The sequence below is a fragment of the Pseudomonas sp. 10S4 genome (genome assembly GCF_034344865.1).
In the GTDB taxonomy this organism is placed as follows: domain Bacteria; phylum Pseudomonadota; class Gammaproteobacteria; order Pseudomonadales; family Pseudomonadaceae; genus Aquipseudomonas.
In genome coordinates this window covers 6395379-6412542 of sequence record NZ_CP133774.1, presented here as the reverse complement: position 1 = coordinate 6412542, position 17164 = coordinate 6395379, and the positions used below count along the sequence as shown (strand labels likewise).

The window sequence follows — 17164 nt, the reverse complement described above, 5'->3', positions numbered from 1 at the left end:
GCGCAAGGCCCTCACTCTACCTAAATCCATTGCGCTTCTGTAGACGGCTGCTGCGTCATTTTGCCCCGAACAACATCGTCCAGTAGACGCCCTCGCTGCTGCGCGTATCGGTGGCAAAGGCTGCGCCAACCTGGGTGAACATCGGGTTCATCAAGTTGGCGCAGTGGCCGGGGCTGGCTAGCCAACCGGCCATCGCCTTGCTCGGTGAGCCCTGGCCGGCGGCGATGTTCTCGCCGATCTGCCGGCCACGGTAGCCAGCGGCCCTGGCGCGGTCTGCCGGCATATCACCGTCGGGGTCCTGGTGTGCGAAGTAATTGCCGTAGGCCATGGCTTTGCTGTGGCCCTGCGCGGCGGCGCCCAACGCGGCATTCCAGCTCAGCGGCCGGGCGGCGGCAAAACGCTGGCGACCACACATCCGCGGCCTGGCCCGTGCGGCGTTGACCTCGGTCAGCAAGGTCTTGCTCGTGGCTCGCGGGTCGCCCATGCGACTGTCGAGCAACGGCTGCGCCAGCACCACTTGCCACTCGCTGCGGGCGCGACTGATACCGATGTCGGCGTACTGCCCATCGAGCAGCGCCCCGCAGTAGCGGCCCTGCAGCATATCGAACGCCTCTTCGGCATCTTGCGCACCGACCAGGCGGATGGTGCGCACGCTCACCGCTTGATAGCCGTTCTGCTTCAAACCCTCGCGCAACGGGCCGCCGTAACCGATCGGCAAGGCCAGGTTCGATTTCAGCGCTAGGGGTGTCAGAGATTGGGGCGGACGTACCGAGCAGCGGCCAGGGTGGGCGCGGTAGTTGTTGATGTCCGACACTAGTTGCCGCTCCTCGCTGGCATGGGCGGACGTGGCAAACAGGGGAAGCAAAGGCATGAGGCAGAGCGAAGCAACGCGAAAGGACAGGACGGCTTGGCGCATGGGGCGAATGGCTCTGATGAGATGACGACGGTACTGACGACCATGGGGCTGAGGATGCGCTGGCGGGGGGCGAGCGTATTTCAGGGCAGGTCTATGACTGCGGGTTTGAATTCTGGTTCATGGTGGCACTGCGGCAAATTTCGGGGCGGGAGCGGGCTTGCTTGCGATGGTTGAGTGTTAGCCGACTTTGATGCTGGATGTGCTGGCCTCATCGCGAGCAAGCCCGCTCCCACAGGGGGTGGTGTTGACCGGAGTTTATGCGCCTGACACCGATCCAGGGTGGGAGTGAGCTTGCTCGCGATGGCGGTGTGTCAGTCGACATTGATGCTGGATGTGATGGTCTCATCGCGAGCAAGCTCGCTCCCACAGGGTTGATTGTCGTCAGTCTCGACGTCTTTTAAAAACGATCCAGCCTGTAGGGCTCCATCGCCGGCAACTCCTGTGATGAAGTGACGGTCGCAGGTGACGCGATTCGTGCAACAAGCTCGGCGGTGACGGCCGCCTGTGTCAGGCCTAGGTGTTGATGGCCGAAGGCGAGCAGGACTTTGCCGTCGCACACCCGGTCGATGATCGGCAGGGAATCCGGCAAGGACGGGCGAAAGCCCATCCAGGGCGTGGCGGCTTCCGCGTTCAAGTCGCGACTGAACAGGCCTTTGCTCAGGCGGTGCAACTGCCACGCACGCTCCATGGTCGCAGGACGCTCGAGGCCGGCGAACTCGACGGTGCCTGCCAGCCTCAAGCCATCGGTCATCGGCGTCATGATGAATTTGCGTTCCAGCGAGGTGACGGCGAAAGGCAATCGATCATGCTCATGCGGCAGCATCAGGTGATAGCCGCGTTCGGTGTCCAGCGGGACCTTCTTGCCGGTCAACGCAGCGGTGAGTTTCGCCGAGTGGGCACCGCAAGCGATCAGTACCTGGCGGGCCGTCAAATTGCCTTGTTCTGTCGTCAGCGACACACCGCGCTCATGCAGGCGTCCGCCCTGGACCTGTTGCTTCAAAAACGCCACGCCGCTGGCCTTGGCCGCGTGTACCAGTTCGCAGACCACCCGGTAGGGATCGAGAAAATGCCCTGTGCTCGGATAGAACAGTCCGCCCTGGACCCGCTCGCTGAGTTGCGGGGCCTTCGCGCGGATGGCCTCGGCCTGCCAGTAGTCGACCGGAACTTCCTGTTGGCGCATACGTGCTTGCAGTGCTTCGATCGCCTGACGCGATTCGGGCCGCTCGAACACCAGCAAAGAGCCGTCTTCTCTCAGCAAATCGGGGCGAGCAATGTCCGCCAACAACCGCTGCCAGGCGCTAAGGCTGCTCTCGTTGAGTGCGCGCAGGCCGGCGACGGTGCGTTGGAAGGGCGCCGGACGCAGGTTCAACAACAGGCGCGTGAACCACGGCAACGCGCGCGGCATGTATTTCCAGTCCAGCCGCAGCGGGCCCATGGGGTCCATGAGCATGCCGGGCAGGCGTTTGAGGATGGACAGGTCCGCGATGGGAAATACCTGTTCAGTCGCCAGATGCCCGGCGTTGCCGAACGAGGCGCCGTGACCCGGCTCCTGCTGATCGATTACGACCACTCGCAGACCTTGGCGTGCCAGCCGTAGGGCGCACGCAACGCCGATAATCCCGGCGCCGACCACGGCAATGTCAGCAGTGTCGTGGCTGTGGTGATTAGACATTGTCCTGGGCTTCTCTTTGGCCATCGAGCAGGCGCCGCAATTGCAGCGGATTACTGTGTTTGAGCGCTGCAGGCAACAAAGTGTCAGGAAAGTCCTGGTAGCAGACCGGGCGCAGGAACCGCAGGATGGCGGCGGTGCCGACCGAGGTTGTGCGTGAGTCGGAAGTGGCTGGGTAGGGGCCGCCATGGACCATGGCATCACATACCTCAACCCCGGTCGGCCAGCCGTTGACCAACAGGCGTCCGGCCTTGCGCTCGAGCATCGGCAGCAATGCCCTGGCGCTGTCCAGATCGGCGTCGTCCAGATGCAGGGTTGCGGTCAATTGGCCTTCCAAATGCTCGATAACCTGGCGGATTTCGTTGTCGTCGACGCATTGCACAACCAACGATGCAGAGCCGAACATCTCCGCCTGCAACGCTGGGTCGGCGAGAAAATCCTGCGCCTGGGTGACGAACAAATGAGTCTGGCATTGGTTCGGGGTTTCGCCCCTCAGTCCAACAGCCGCTGCCTTGGCGTGGGCATGTTCGAGCAGCGCGCCCACGCCGGCCTCATAAGTATTGAAGATGCCGGGGGTGAGCATGGTTTGCGCCGGGCTGCGCTGAACCAGGTCCGCAGCAGTCCTGATGAAATGCTCCAGTGCCGGGCCTTGGCGGGCAATCACCAGACCCGGGTTGGTGCAGAACTGGCCGGCACCCTGAGTCAGGGAGGCGACGAAGCCCTGCGCCAGCGTTTCGCCTCGGGTGTGAAGGGCCGCCGGAAACAGCAACACCGGGTTGATCGAACTCATTTCCGCATACACCGGAATTGGCTCGGGCCGCGCCTGGGCTGCCTTGCACAAAGCGATGCCGCCACTGCGCGAACCGGTGAAGCCCACAGCCTTGATGCGCGGGTCGGTGACCAAGGCGATACCCACTTCGCGTCCAGAGCCGAACAACAGCGAAAACACACCTTCGTGCAGGCCACATTTTTTCACGGCACGAGCCACCGCGCGGCCAACCAGTTCGCTGGTGCCGGGGTGAGCACCGTGGGCCTTGACGATCACCGGGCAACCGGCGGCCAAGGCCGAAGCGGTGTCACCGCCGGCAACGGAGAAGGCCAGCGGAAAATTGCTCGCGCCAAATACGGCCACCGGCCCCAGCGGAATTTGACGCTGACGCAGGTCCGGGCGCGGCAGCGGCTGGCGCTCCGGTAACGCCGCGTCGACGCGCACGTCCAGCCATTCGCCTGCACGCACGGTGCGGGCAAAGGTTCGCAGTTGCTGGCAGGTGCGGCCACGTTCACCCTGGATACGCGGGCGCGGCAGTCCTGTCTCGGCGACCGCGCGTTCGATCAATTCATCGCCAAGGGCTTCGATCTCATCGGCGATCGTTTCAAGGAAGTGCGCGCGGGTCGCCAGTGGCGTTTCGCGATAGCTGTCGAAGGCTGCCGACGCCAATGCGCACGCTTGTTTGACGTGCTGGTCGGTGCCGCCGGGATAGGCCGGATCGAGCGGTTTATCGGTGGCTGGATCGATCGCCCGGATCGCTTCGCGAGTGCCGGTAATGGCGTGCTGACCGATCAGCATTTGCCCTGTCAGAGTCATGGCGCTTTCCTGGAAAAAGGGTGGGCCCAACTGCGCAACAGGGGTGTTGCGCAGCGGGCACGAACACGGGCTAAGGTCAGGCGACGTTCTGTTCTGCCGACCAGTTTTTGTACCACTGGCGGAACAGCGCGTACTGGTTCTCGGCGTAATGACGCTGGGCATCGCTCAGCACATCGGTCTCGTTGAAATGTAGGGTGTATTCCTTGTCGCCATTGAGCACCATCAAGTGCTTGTAATAGAGCACCAGGTCGCAGCCTTCATCGAACGACGACAGCACGGCCAGTGCAGATTCCAGCTCCCGGGCCAGACGTCGGGCCTTGGCATCGCCTTTGGCCGCTTGCTTGCTCAGGGCCACCAGTTGCAGCACTTCCCGTGGCAGGGCGTTGCCGATGCCGGTAATCGCACCGGTGGCGTTGCAGTTGACGAAGCCATGGACCACTTGAGTATCGACGCCGACCATCAGCGTGACGTTGTCGTCCTGGGACGTGATGTTCTCGGCGGCGTAGCGCAAGTCGGCGGCACCGCCGAACTCTTTGAAGCCGATCAGGTTCGGGTGTTCGCGGCGCAGTTCAAAGAACAAATCGGCGCGGGTGGCGAAGCCGTAATAAGGGCTGTTGTAGATCACCGACGGCAGCTTTGGCGCGGCGTTCAGAATGGCGCCGAAGTGGGCTTTTTGCGCGGCTGGCGAGGCGCCCCGGGACAGCACGCGGGGAATCACCATCAGGCCATGGGCGCCGACTTTGGCCGCATGTGCCGCGTGGGAAATCGCCTCGCGGCTGTTCACGGCACCGGTACCAACGATGGTCGGAATGCCCGCAGCGACCAGACGTGCCACACCTTCCTGACGCTCGGCTTCGGTGAGCAGCGGCCAGTCACCCATGGAGCCGCAGTACACGACCGCACTCATGCCGATGTCGATCAGTTCGCGACCCTTGGCCACCAGCGCGTCAAAGTCCGGCTTGCGCTCGGCGGTGCAAGGGGTCATCAGTGCAGGGATGCAGCCAGTGAAAATGTTGTCGCTCATCGTTGTCACTCCTTGAAGCATTCAAATTTATTTAAGGTGAAGTGCCGCGTGGCCGCTCAAATGCCCCACGCGAAGGGATCTTGTTCGTCGATCAGCAGGGTGCTGTCGGCGGTCATAAAAGCCTGGCCGGTAATGAACGGGCGGACGCGCTCGCCTTCCCATTCGTAACTGCCGATGAACTGGCTGGCGGTGATGCTCGCTTGTACCCAAGACTCACCGGCGGCCAGTTTTCCGTCGGCCGCCAGGCATGCCAGTTTGGCGCTGGTGCCGGTGCCGCAGGGCGAGCGGTCGTAGGCCTTGCCCGGGCACATGACGAAGTTGCGGCTGTCGGCCTGATCGTCGTCGGCAAACAGTTCGACATGGTCGATGAGGGCGCCGTCTTCACCATGAATGCCCTGGGCTTCCAGGGCCTTGAGCATCGCCCAGGTGTATTCGGTGAGAGCCTCGACGTTGTCGAGTTGCAAGGCTTGCCCGTGATCGGAAACCAGGAAGAACCAGTTACCGCCCCAGGCGATGTCGCCGTACACGCGGCCGTGTCCTGGCACTTCGACCGACACCTGTTGGCGATAACGGTAGGCGGGCACATTGCGCAGAGTCACGGTGCCGTCTTCATGCAACGTGGCATCGACCGGCCCGACCGGTGTGTCGATCTTGTGCACACCCGGAGCGATGTGCCCCAGGTAGTGCAATGAGTTGACCAAGCCAATGGTGCCGTGACCGCACATGCCCAGATAGCCGGCGTTGTTGAAGAAAATCACGCCGCAAGTGGCATCCGGCGAGACCGGTTCGCAGTACAACGCGCCGACCAGTACATCGTTGCCACGGGGTTCCAGCAGGCAGGCGCGACGCCATTGATCATGCTGATCGCGCAGGGCATCGCGCTTTTCGACCATGGTCTGGCCCGGCAACTGTGGAAAGCCTTGCATCACCAACCGAGTCGGTTCGCCGCCGGTGTGGGAGTCAATGACATGGACTTTTTCATAAACCTATCCTTTAGACGAGAGCCTGAATGTCAGGAAGAAGCCTGGGTGCGCGCACTCACCGGGCGTTGGCCTGATGGGATGCTTGTCTGTGGAAGCTCGGCTTCGCTTTCATCGTCCTCGTCTTCCAGACGAACCAGATGCGCCGGCACGCCGGTGGCTGCGCCCCAGCAATAAATCCCCAACGCGAAGGCCGCCACGACCACGGTGTCGAAGGGATGACTGAGCACGCCCAGGCCACCAAAACTGCCGAGTTTGGACAGCACGATGGTCACGGCGTAGAAACCGATCAGCCACGCGGATGAGCGGATTTGCTGGGCGAGGCTGAGGTGTTGAGTCGGGACGAAGCGACCGCACAACAGGTAGACCACGAACATCAGGATCTGCAGGCCAAGTAGCCAGGACACGGTGTCCCAACCCGACCAGTAAACGATCAGCGCGGCGATCACGAACGACAGTGGACCGAGTACGCCCATCCACTTCACCCGGAACGGACGCGGCATATCTGGCGCATTGCGGCGCAGTGCCGCCACCGACACCGGAGCGACGGCATAGCTCAACACCAGCGCGGCGGAGACGACGTTGATCAGGGCTTCCCAGGAAGGGAAGGGCAGGGTCCAGAACACCGACAAGGCAAAGGTCAGCCACAGCGCCGGGCGCGGGATGCCGGACTTTTCGTCAATGCGGGTGAACACCTTGAAGAACGTACCGGTTTGCGCCCAGCCGTAGATCACTCGCGGTGTAGCGTTCATGTAGATGTTGCCGCAACCGCTGGGGGAGATCACCGCGTCGGCGACCACCAGATAGGCCAACCAACCCACGCCGAGTGCCAGGGCAATGTCGCGATACGGCAGGGACAATTCCTTGGCAACGCCAGCCCAGCCGTTGGCCAACATTTCGGTCGGCACGCCGCCGAGGAAAGCCACTTGCAACAACACATAAATCAAGGTGGAAAGCAGCACGGACAAGATCAGTGCAATCGGAATGGTCCGTTGTGGATTCTTCACTTCACTGGCCACCGAGATGATCGGCGTCAACCCGAGGTAAGCGAAGATGACGCCACCTGCAGAAACGGCCATCTCTACACCCGACAGGCCGAATGGCGCGAAGCCCTGGGCGTGGAGGTTTTCCGGTTTGAAGAAGGTGAACAGCACACCAATCACCAGTAGCGGAACGATGAACTTGAACACGCTGACCAGGTTATTGGCCATGGCGAAGGTCTTCACGCTGCGATAGTTGAGCATGAAGAACAGGCAGAGCAGGGCGAACTGCATGAGCCAGCCAATGATCGTCGGATCGCTGGAACCGACCTTCGTCAGCTCGGGAAACCAGGCAGCGGCATACTGGCGAGAGGCAACAACTTCGATCGCCACCAGGCTGGTGAAGGCGATCAGCGTGATGAAACCCATCAAGTAACCCAGCAACGGGCCATGGGAGTAAACCGGGTAGCGAACCACACCACCGGCACGCGGCAGCGCAGCACCCAACTCGCAGTAAACAATGCCCAGCAGCAGGACGGCAAAACCGCCCAGCAGCCAGGAAAAGATCCCGGCCGGCCCCGCGATAGCGGAAACGTGACTGGCCGCGAACAACCAGCCGGAACCGAAGATCGCTCCCAATCCGATGAACGTAAGGTCCATCAATGAAAGTTGTTTTTTGAACTTGCCTTTGCCTGACATAGCGTCGCCTTCTTGTGAGTTATTGGATAGGCAGGTGTGCATGCAATGGCCATAGATTGAACGCGTCAGCAGGCGTGCGATTGATGTTTTGCGTGGATGTCGATGACGAAATCGGCACAGTTTTGACGGGCGAGCTGGAGCTACACTGCCGCATTTCAGCATGTGCTCAGGTGCATCGCTGCAAGCTCGACAGTGCGTCGACCTTGGGGCAGTCTGATGGGCAGGTGTCTCGACACAGGCGCGGCCTTTCGCCTGGCGGACAGTGGGAGAGTGAGATTCATGACGCAGAACGCCTTTGCGATCCTGTGCCAGGGAAACGATCAGAGTCGCCCTGAAACCATCGAAGAATTACTGGCGGGCGTGGCACTGCTGTTGCCCATGCTGGATGTGATTCCGAATGCCGCGATCTTTATCAAAGATACCCAGGCGCGTTACGTCATGGCCAATCGCACCCTGGTTCATCGATGTGGATTGAAACAGCTGCAACCCTTGCTCGGAAAAACCAGTGCCGAGGTTTTTCCAGCGCAGTTGGGGCCTGGCTATACCGAACAGGATCGACGTGTTCTGGAGCAAGGCCTGGTCCTGGAAGACCAACTCGAGCTGCACTTGTACGGAAGTCGAGAACCCGGTTGGTGCCTGACGCACAAACGGCCGCTGTACAACCGCAACGGTGTAATCATCGGCCTCGCAGGGATCTCGGTTGACCTGCAATCGGCCAGCGACACGCACCCGGCCTACCAGCGCCTGGCCGCCGTCGACGAATACATTCGTGCCAATTTCAATCGTCGCGTCACCCTGGGCGAACTGACACGGATTGCCGGTATTTCAGTGGCCCAACTGGAAAGATACTGCAAGCGCGTGTTCCACCTGACGCCCCGGCAGATGATCCAAAAGGTTCGGCTGGAGCATGCGCATCGTTTGCTCCATACCGATATTCCGATCACTGATGTTGCGTTGCAGTGCGGATATACCGACCACAGTGCGTTCACTCGGCAGTTCAAGGCATCGACCGGTTTTAGTCCGCGGGAGTATCGGCAGGCTACGGGGCGGTGAGGGTGGGTGAGGGGATGATTTTTGCCGTTTAAGACGTTGCTGTTGGGCTGCGACCTAGACGATGTTTAGAGAACCTGCATTGGTTTGCGTGCCCAAGCTCCAAACATCACATCACCAATATAAATGCTGTCGGTCTGTGCCTGTTCCGCATCCAGTCGCGCTTGCAACGTGTCGATCTTAATCTCTTCTGCCGTCGCGACGCCATGTGCAACAACTCGTGGCAGGCAGGCGCGGACAATGCTGCCTAAGCCATAGGCCGAACTGGGCGTCTGCACCAGACATTCTGCACGGACGTTTTCCACGACCAGTCCTGCTTGCGTCAAGATTCGATGCAGGTTGAAGCCAATGTGGAGATCAGCCCCTTCCAACTCGATCATCCTTCGAATCCAGCCTTGGGCTTGGGCGTGCAGCGGAAAGGGTGTAAGGCTGGCCGGCACCATTGTGCTGTCGTGCTCCTGGAATACAATAATTCCTCCTGGTCGAAGTCGAGCGGCGAGCGCACGGACGGTCTGCACAGTATCAGCCTGGTACATCAGTACCCGGCGTCCCACAATGGCATCGAAATTTCCTAGAGCCTCCGGCATTGAGAGCAGATCCCCTTGTATAAAGGTTGTTGCCGCTGCGCCCTCCGGGTGTATCCGCTGACGTGCCATGGACAGCGCATTTTCGTCCTGGTCGATACCAACAACTGTTCCGTTTAGTCCAACGAGCCTTGCTGCGAGGAGGGTGACCTCCCCGGAGCCGCAGCCTATATCAAGCACTCGCATTCCAACACGAACCCCCGCATCCGAGAGAAGGCGGTGAGTGAAATCAGGTTGGGAAGTTGACATGAAAGTCCTCCATTGGCTTTACATACCAGTATGCGGCGTTGCTGAAGTTGGAACAATTCGCTTCCTTCAGCGCGATTGGACCTCCCAGTGTCTGCTAATGGCTGCCGGTCGCCGGCGCAAATCAATACGTTGAAACGCAATGCGCCGTTCTGTGAAGAGTGTGAGAAATGCAAGGCAGGTGCTTGTGCAATCTGATCTTTTGACCCCGCAGGCGTGGTTGGCTGAGCGGCCGTTGCAGGTGGGTGAGCGGTTGTATTTGATCGTTAGTGCGGCCAGTGATGCAGAGGCGATCAAAGCCTTCTACCAACAAGACATGGCTCCAGAACTGACCCCCATCTGGAGCGGCACGCCTTACGCCGATTGGCAGCCCGTTATGCCCTACCTCACCGAATTGAAACCCAACGCCGGTTTTCTTCAGTGGATTGCCGAAACCGACGCCCAGGATTGGGGTTGGTTGGCGGTGTCCTCCAGCACCCAGGACGTCGTGTTTGAACATCTTCGCAGTTTGACTCAGGTGTTCATGCCTGACGGAACCGAGGTGTTTTTTCGGTTCTGGGATGGGCGGCACATCTTCCCGATTCTTGAAGGGCTGGGTGCAGGAGCTGGTGAGGTTTTGCCAGTGTTCGACCGCTACCTGATCAATGGCCAGAAACTGGAGGTGGGGCCAAGGGGAGTGCCACCGGCCAAGGCTTGGCCGTGGTGGGAGGTGCCGCAGAAGTTAGTCGACACACTGGCAGAGAAAGACCACACCACCGTCGTCGACAACTTGATGCAGTGGTTGGGAGAGGATTGCCCGGAACTCTTCTTCGCCTTCCCCGAAAGTAACCTGCGCCACAAGGTCGAGCGCTTCGTGCGCCAACAATCCAATACAGAAGATATGGCAGAGCGTCTTGCTGCTGAGCTGACAAAGGAAGTCACGTCATGATTGATCCCATCGGTAATTTGGTTATTCGAGTTCTCGACGCCAAGACCCCAGACGTGAATGTCATTCTCAAGGACTTCAATAATTGCCTAACCGAATACAAGACCTGGGCCGACGGCTTCTGGACTGGCTGGGCAATGGATGTAGATCAGAAGTTCAAGGTGGGCAACGAAGTCAGCGTTACTGAGCGCAAGACCAAGACAGGGCCGGTTGAAACCTTTGCCACCTGCCCGTTGATGGGTGATTTCACACTGATCCATATGTTTGAGAGCGCTCGGTACGTGCCCATCGGCAATACACCGGTCAAGCTCGAACCCGTCAAAAAAGCGATGTTCGGCGGATACGACGTGGTCGGCCCGGTGACTCCTGCGAATATCGGCCCGAGCGGCATTGAAGTTATCAAGGGCTGCAAGCCGGGTCAGATGTACCGCATCACTTTTTTCCCTAATGTTTCTGAAAGCAACGTCAAAGCGCTGTACGACTCATACCAGGGTGTCATCGGCAATCTTGACGGCTGGTTGAAAAGCGAATGGTCGAGTAAGTTCCAGCCGCAGTGGGCGAGCTACTCGGCGACTGACCGGGCGGGTCGCTCGCTCATATTGATGCAGTCTGCACTCGATAGTCTTGAGAAGGCGCTTCTGGGTCTGTGGGATGACATCAAAAGCCTGTTCGAACTATTAGCCGACCCCTTTAAAAATGTGAAAAAACTTCTTCAGTACCTGAGTGAAGAAGAAATCGAGAAACTCTATTCAGCATCGAAAGAAGCGATTGCCACCGGACTGCTGATTCTCAGCGACGAACCGCTGATGTTCATCTACCTCTCAGCCATTATCGCGTGGGTTGGCATGCTGCCGCCGCAAGTCTGTGTGGAAGTAATTACGGCCATCGGCGCTTCCTTTCTGATCAATTTGGTGCTGGGTATCTGCCTATCGGGCGGTCTCGGGTTAGCGATTCGTGTTGGCACAAAAACCTTGGCCAAGGTCCAATCTGGCACAGCGGTAAAAATGCTAGAGGAACTCGCGGAAAAACTCTTGGCCGCGAGTAAGGGACACGCCTTGAAGGCTCACGGCGAAACCGTGAAACCACTGTTGGCCAGTGCGCAAGGCGTACCGATGGATGCCGCCAAAAAGGCTGCATTGAAAATCGAGCAAGCCACCGCAGCAACAGCAAAGCATCGATGACAGCCGGAAAGGCAATCGTAGTTATCACTACGACCCGCTCGACCGTTTGATCAACGTTCGAGGCGCCACCCCGGAAAGTTTTGCCCACGACCCGGCGGGCAACCTTCTAGGTCAAGGTAACCAACCCACCGCGAACTTGGCCAATGTCAAAGGCAACCGTTTGCTGATGCAGGGCGATCGACATTACGACTACGACGCCTTTGGCAATTTGAGCCGTGAGCGCCGCGGAACAGGACAAAAGCTCGTCACCGAATACAGTTACGACTGCCAGCATCGATTGGTCGGCGTTAGCCTTCCTGGCGGCAGCGTTGCAAGCTACAAATACGATGCCTTCGGTCGCCGTATAGCCAAAACCGTCGACGGCCAAACCACAGAGTTCCTGTGGCAAGGCGAACGCCTCATTGCCGAAAGCGCCAACAATCGCTATCGCAGCTACATCTACGAGCCGGGCAGCTTCCGACCGTTGGCAATGCTCGATGGCGAAGGCCCGCTCAAAGCTGAGCCGTTCTACTACCAACTTGACCACCTTGGCACTCCTCAGGAACTCACCGACTACAGCGGCGAGATCATGTGGTCGGCGAAATACCGTGCCTATGGCAACCTCGCCACTCTTGATGTGGCTCAAATCGATAACCCGCTGCGCTTCCAGGGTCAATACTTCGATGCTGAGACGGGCTTACATTACAACCGGCATCGCTACTACAATCCGGGCACTGGACGGTATCTGACGCCAGATCCAATCAAGCTGGCTGGGGGTTGAACAACTACCAGTACGTGCCTAACCCTACGGGGTGGGTGGATCCATTGGGGTTGAGCTGCGCTCCCAGCAACTGCCCAGATGACAGGCGATCTGAACTCAATCAAAAATACGGTCGGACAGGGGATATCAATAACGATATCAACGCTCGTGGAAGAAAAGAGACTGCTACAGAGTTCTATCGAACACAAGGTTTTGAAGAGACGAGCATTCCGGGCCACTTGAGCGGAATCGATTTTAATCAGCCAGTAAATGTAGAGACGTTGAATCGAGGTAAAACGGTTTATCAATTTCAATCACCCGGAGCCCCACAAGGCAACTATTATTCTCTGAACCCTGCTACAAGCCCATCAAAGCTCGGCATTGGTCCGCTCGGAGATAATCGCGCAGCAGGCACGGTGGAACTAAAACTGCAAGACATTTATCGAACGACCGAAAAAACGCCTGTATTGAAATCGACAGCCAAACCGATTGATGATACGTGGTCTGTAAAAGGGATGACGCAACCGTCATCAGGTGGGGGCACTCAAGTCTTTAGCAGCGCTAAAGGCAACTTTGAAAAAACCCAATAATTTATTAAAATCTAAGAGGCTACGAATGAAGCAAACTGATTTATATAACATGGCAAGTCGTTGCGGCTTTACGGTAACGGTGTTTTCGGACCATCCAGACTTCTTTTCATCTTGGTCATTAAACATCAGAAAAGACAATAAAAAATACATGATAGAGCACGACGGTAGAGACGGCTGGCTAATGTTCTACCAAGAAAACGAACCAAATAAATTCAAAGAAATTGATAAGAAAATATCTCATACCATGGACGACAATGAAAAAATAAACCAGTGCGAGTCTTGGCTGTTAAGCGTTTAAAAAGTAAAGTCCAGCGAGAGACCAAAAAAGGGGACAGATTTATTTTCTGTTTGTTCGAAAATAAATCTGTCCCCTTTTTCTCTATGCAAAGCCTTGATCAGAAACACTGACGAGCACTTCAAGTGCTATTAATGTTAAACCGGAGACTTCGACTCGCATACCAGAGAATAGACGAAAATGAAGATTGATAAGAGGCTCGAGCTAGAAATAATTGATCTTGTTGACGCACTAGTTAATGGCGATTTTGATAAAATTTCCGCCGAAAACTGGTATGGCAGACTCAACAAACATGATGTTGAGGCAAGACTCTCTGAGTACGGCAATACATTGGTATTGCCTCCAGCGTCTTTCGTGAGAAGATAGATACTTATGAGTACAGCGATGGCTCCGGCTTAGCTCTCGATGTATCTCTGTGGACAGAGGGAGAAGGAATGAGCGACCTGACTCTTTCCCTTGAGTTGATATATGACGGAACAAAAGCGAAGTTTCAAATGACTGACCTTCGTGTTCTATGAAAACCTGTATGGGGTTCCTCAACAGCTTCAGCTGCAACACTCAAGGCAAAATAGTGATAAGCAGACGTTCACAGAGGACTGATATCGACCTAAAGCTGCCCTTTCGAAAGGCAACAATCGGCCAAAAGCAGACCATGGACACGCAGCTAATACGTCAGTAATGTGCAAAATAATATACTGCTTCCCCCTTCTTGAAGTCGCGTTTACAGACTCGATTTTTTGATTGCTCAAGGGGTTATGCATAAACATGGAATGTTATGCCAAAAGCCGTTTGGCACCTCAAAGTTTAATTTCAGGAGCGATAAAGTGGAAATCAAGATTGATATATTGGGTTCTCCATCAGCAAAGGACAAAGGAGCTCTGAATGATAGGTTTTCAGAATATCTTCGAATTCAATATCCAAATCTACCACCAGAGTCGGAAGATAAAATATTTATGGTGGTTGCACACAATGAAGTAGGCGACTATATCGGTGCAATAAGCTGTAATTGTTACTGGGATGGCTTAGAAATTGACACCTTTTGGGTTAAGGAGTCTCATCGCGGTAAAAAGGTAGGATCTATGCTTTTGGAAAAAGCAGAAGCGATTGGTGTCAACAATGGGGCAGTAGTTGCATTCTTAAAAACCGTTGATGCTAAACAGTTCTATGAGCGGCATGGGTATGAGATTTATGGTGTTCTTGAGGATCGCCCAATCGGGAGTAACCTGTATCATTTAAAGAAACGTCTAGTAAAACATGCATAACAACTGGTTCAAACCGTTCGCTTCGCTCAATGGGACGGGCTAAAGCCCCCTTTACCAAATGCTGGTCAGAGTCCGCTTTGGGGTCGTTTTCTGTCCTTTGTGGCGGGCAGAAATCGGCCAAAATTGGTCATTATCCAAGTGAGACGGCCCACTCAAATCTTTGCTGGACATGTGCCCACTCCTGCTCATTCCTGCTCTTCAGCTGACGACGAACGGTCCCAGCCGAAGTCTTCACTTTGGAAATCTGGGAGGCTGGAGAATGAATTCACTTAAACTCGTCGTGGGAATACTGGCCATAGGCTTTTGGTTTTCTTCATTTTTTGTCTGGAAGTACTTTGATGCTCACGGGCTGAGAACAGCGGATCCTCAAAGTGGAAAAATCTACCCGCTGGATACGCACGGATCGGTTGTATATCTAACGTTCCGTGAGCATTACTTTTTGTACGGTTTGATCATCGCTGGCATAGCGTTCTTCGTGATCAGCGTTGTTTTTTATTTTGTTGGGAGCAAGCGACCATAGTTTGTTCGTTCAAGTTGGGTTCGGTGATCTAAATCAGTGACGCACGAGAAAGCGCGCAGAAGTACTCAGAGTGATGGTGCCTATCGATTTTGGTGAGCACCATTTCGGCTCTTGGGATCTTGGCAGGTTAGAGAAGCCACCTACCGCTACTTTCTGATCGCTATCTGCCAGGTATTGATCGACAGCTTTGGGTCCAGGCTGTGTGAAAACTCCCGCAATTGTCTAATCTTCTGATCGTCGAGATCGTAGCGGGGGCGATCATGAAGCGATTTATTGAAGGTGAGGCTCGGACGCAAGTCACCTTGCTGCCGGAGTGTCTGGACGATTACGTGGCCGAAGAAAATTCAGTGCGCGTGGTCGATGTTTTCGTCGATGAACTCGACTTGGGCGCACTTGGTTTTGAGGGCGTCGATCCTGCCGCAACGGGTCGTCCGGCCTATCACCCAGCGGTGTTGCTGAAGATCTATATCTATGGCTATCTCAATCGGATTCAGTCCAGCCGCCGACTTGAACGTGAGGCCGAGCGCAACGTCGAGTTGATGTGGCTAACGGGGCGTTTGGCTCCGGACTTCAAAACCATTGCCGACTTTCGCAAGGACAACGGCAAAGCCATTCGCAGCGTATGCCGCCAGTTCGTAGTTCTTTGTCGCAACCTCAATCTCTTCTCCCAATCGATCATCGCCATCGATGGCAGCAAATTCAAAGCCGTCAATAATCGCGACCGCAACTTCACTCAGGGCAAAGTGAAGGCACGCATGCAGCAGATCGAACAGAGCATTGATCGATATCTGGCGGCGATGGATTCGGCGGATCGGGCAACGCCCGAAGTGGCCGAGGCCAAAGCAGAGCGGTTGAAAGAAAAGATAGAAACACTGAAAAAGCAGATGCAGAAACTCAAGGACATCGAGGCGCAGCTCCACGAAAGTCCAGACCAACAGATCTCCCTCACAGACCCAGATGCACGCTCAATGGCTACGAGCGGCCGAGGCACCGGAACGGTTGGCTACAACGTACAAACTGCTGTCGACGACAAACACCATCTGATCGTTGCCCATGAGGTGACCAACGTTGGTAATGATCGTGGGCAACTGAGCAATATGGCGAACCAGGCGCGTGAAGAAATCAAGGCTGAATCGCTAACAGTGGTGGCCGACCGAGGCTATTACAAAGGTCTGGAAATCCTTGCTTGCGAGCAGGCTGGCATCACTACCTTCGTACCAAAACCCCTCACATCTGGCAGCAAAGCCGAAGGCCGATTTGGTAAGCAGGACTTCATCTATCTTGCGGCGTCGGACGAGTATCGATGCCCTGCGGGGCAGTTACTAACCAGGCGGCATTCGTCGATGGAAGACGGCATGTTATTGCATTGTTACTACTTCTCGGGCTGCCAGTCCTGCGCAATGCAAAAGCAATGTACGACGGGTAAGGAGCGCCGTGTGAAGCGCTGGGAACATGAGGCGGTAATCGACGCGATGCAGGTTCGGCTGGAGCATGACCCGGGGAAGATGAAGGTTCGCCGCCAGACTGTTGAGCATCCTTTTGGAACGCTCAAATATTGGATGGGAGCCACCCACGTCCTGACCAAAACGCTTCCGCGGGTAAGTACCGAAATGAGCCTTCATGTGCTCGCAACCTCAAACGAATGATGAGCATCTTCGGCATCGCAGGACTGCTTGAGGCGATCAGGGCGTGAACCCAGCCGCTTGGCTCGCCAGTTAGTAGCCGTTTGGGCCGCTGACGCGGCCCAAACAGCATTACGAACGTCTATGTAGCTGACTAGGGCAAATCGCGCTTCCGTCTGCTGGTTTCGCAGACAACGCCCGTCGTTCTCAACTTTCGACGTATTCAGTGCGTTTTCACACAGCCTGGACCCACAGCAGACATTCATGTAAGCCGATTGAGCGGACTATGAAAGCCGT

The 17164-nt window shown here is 56.6% G+C and carries 12 protein-coding genes and 4 pseudogenes; 9 read left to right on the top strand and 7 right to left on the bottom strand.

Annotated elements, in window-relative coordinates:
- Positions 1–55 precede the first annotated feature (55 nt).
- The 6 genes and pseudogenes from RHM58_RS29925 to RHM58_RS29900 form a co-directional block, all read right to left on the bottom strand.
- Positions 56–916: a CAP domain-containing protein gene (locus RHM58_RS29925; RefSeq protein ID WP_201256002.1), complete on the bottom strand. Its 861-nt coding sequence runs from the start codon at positions 914–916 to the stop codon at positions 56–58.
- 397 nt (positions 917–1313) lie between these two features.
- Positions 1314–2588 carry an NAD(P)/FAD-dependent oxidoreductase gene (locus RHM58_RS29920; RefSeq protein ID WP_322268970.1) on the bottom strand — a complete coding sequence of 425 codons (1275 nt, stop codon included), beginning with the start codon at positions 2586–2588 and terminating at the stop codon, positions 1314–1316.
- A complete protein-coding gene (locus RHM58_RS29915) occupies positions 2581–4170 on the bottom strand; it encodes an aldehyde dehydrogenase (NADP(+)) (protein WP_322268969.1) in 1590 nt (529 codons plus the stop codon). Before RHM58_RS29915 ends, RHM58_RS29920 begins: the two co-directional genes overlap by 8 nt.
- Positions 4171–4246: 76 nt before the next feature.
- Entirely contained in the window at positions 4247–5194 is a 948-nt protein-coding gene (locus tag RHM58_RS29910; protein ID WP_201202771.1) for a dihydrodipicolinate synthase family protein, read from the bottom strand.
- Between the two features lie 56 nt (positions 5195–5250).
- Positions 5251–6174 (bottom strand): annotated as a pseudogene (locus RHM58_RS29905) (4-hydroxyproline epimerase); the annotation flags it as partial.
- Positions 6175–6206: 32 nt separating this feature from the next.
- Positions 6207–7853, bottom strand: coding sequence for an APC family permease (locus RHM58_RS29900; RefSeq protein ID WP_201202775.1), 1647 nt, complete (start codon positions 7851–7853; stop codon positions 6207–6209).
- A gap of 279 nt (positions 7854–8132) precedes the next feature.
- Between RHM58_RS29900 and RHM58_RS29895 the strand changes: the two genes are divergently transcribed.
- On the top strand, positions 8133–8906 hold the full coding sequence (locus RHM58_RS29895) for an AraC family transcriptional regulator (protein WP_201255015.1): 774 nt from the start codon (positions 8133–8135) through the stop codon (positions 8904–8906).
- Between the two features lie 65 nt (positions 8907–8971).
- On the opposite strand, the gene RHM58_RS29890 is transcribed toward RHM58_RS29895, so the two are convergent.
- Positions 8972–9736: a methyltransferase domain-containing protein gene (locus RHM58_RS29890; protein ID WP_322268968.1), complete on the bottom strand. Its 765-nt coding sequence runs from the start codon at positions 9734–9736 to the stop codon at positions 8972–8974.
- Between the two features lie 108 nt (positions 9737–9844).
- Between RHM58_RS29890 and RHM58_RS34225 the strand changes: the two are divergent.
- The 8 genes and pseudogenes from RHM58_RS34225 to RHM58_RS29860 form a co-directional block, all read left to right on the top strand.
- Positions 9845–9931 (top strand): annotated as a pseudogene (locus RHM58_RS34225) (Rhs element Vgr protein); the annotation flags it as partial.
- Positions 9921–10661: a DUF4123 domain-containing protein gene (locus RHM58_RS29885; protein WP_322270922.1), complete on the top strand. Its 741-nt coding sequence runs from the start codon at positions 9921–9923 to the stop codon at positions 10659–10661. The pseudogene RHM58_RS34225 and the gene RHM58_RS29885, both read left to right, overlap by 11 nt.
- The gene (locus RHM58_RS34220) at positions 10658–11839 is read left to right on the top strand and encodes a hypothetical protein (RefSeq protein WP_416195281.1); all 1182 of its coding nucleotides are present in this window, start codon (positions 10658–10660) and stop codon (positions 11837–11839) included. The genes RHM58_RS29885 and RHM58_RS34220 overlap by 4 nt, the downstream gene beginning before the upstream one ends.
- Positions 11832–13168 (top strand): annotated as a pseudogene (locus RHM58_RS34215) (polymorphic toxin type 46 domain-containing protein); the annotation flags it as partial. The gene RHM58_RS34220 and the pseudogene RHM58_RS34215, both read left to right, overlap by 8 nt.
- A 25-nt stretch (positions 13169–13193) precedes the next feature.
- Positions 13194–13466, top strand: a complete 273-nt coding sequence (locus RHM58_RS29875) for a hypothetical protein (protein WP_322268967.1) — start codon at positions 13194–13196, stop codon at positions 13464–13466.
- Positions 13467–14287: 821 nt separating this feature from the next.
- Entirely contained in the window at positions 14288–14725 is a 438-nt protein-coding gene (locus RHM58_RS29870) for a GNAT family N-acetyltransferase (RefSeq protein ID WP_322268966.1), read from the top strand.
- A 259-nt stretch (positions 14726–14984) separates the two neighbouring features.
- A complete protein-coding gene (locus tag RHM58_RS29865) occupies positions 14985–15245 on the top strand; it encodes a hypothetical protein (protein ID WP_322268965.1) in 261 nt (86 codons plus the stop codon).
- 260 nt (positions 15246–15505) lie between these two features.
- Positions 15506–16938 (top strand): annotated as a pseudogene (locus RHM58_RS29860) (IS1182 family transposase).
- The last annotated feature ends 226 nt before the right edge of the window (positions 16939–17164 follow it).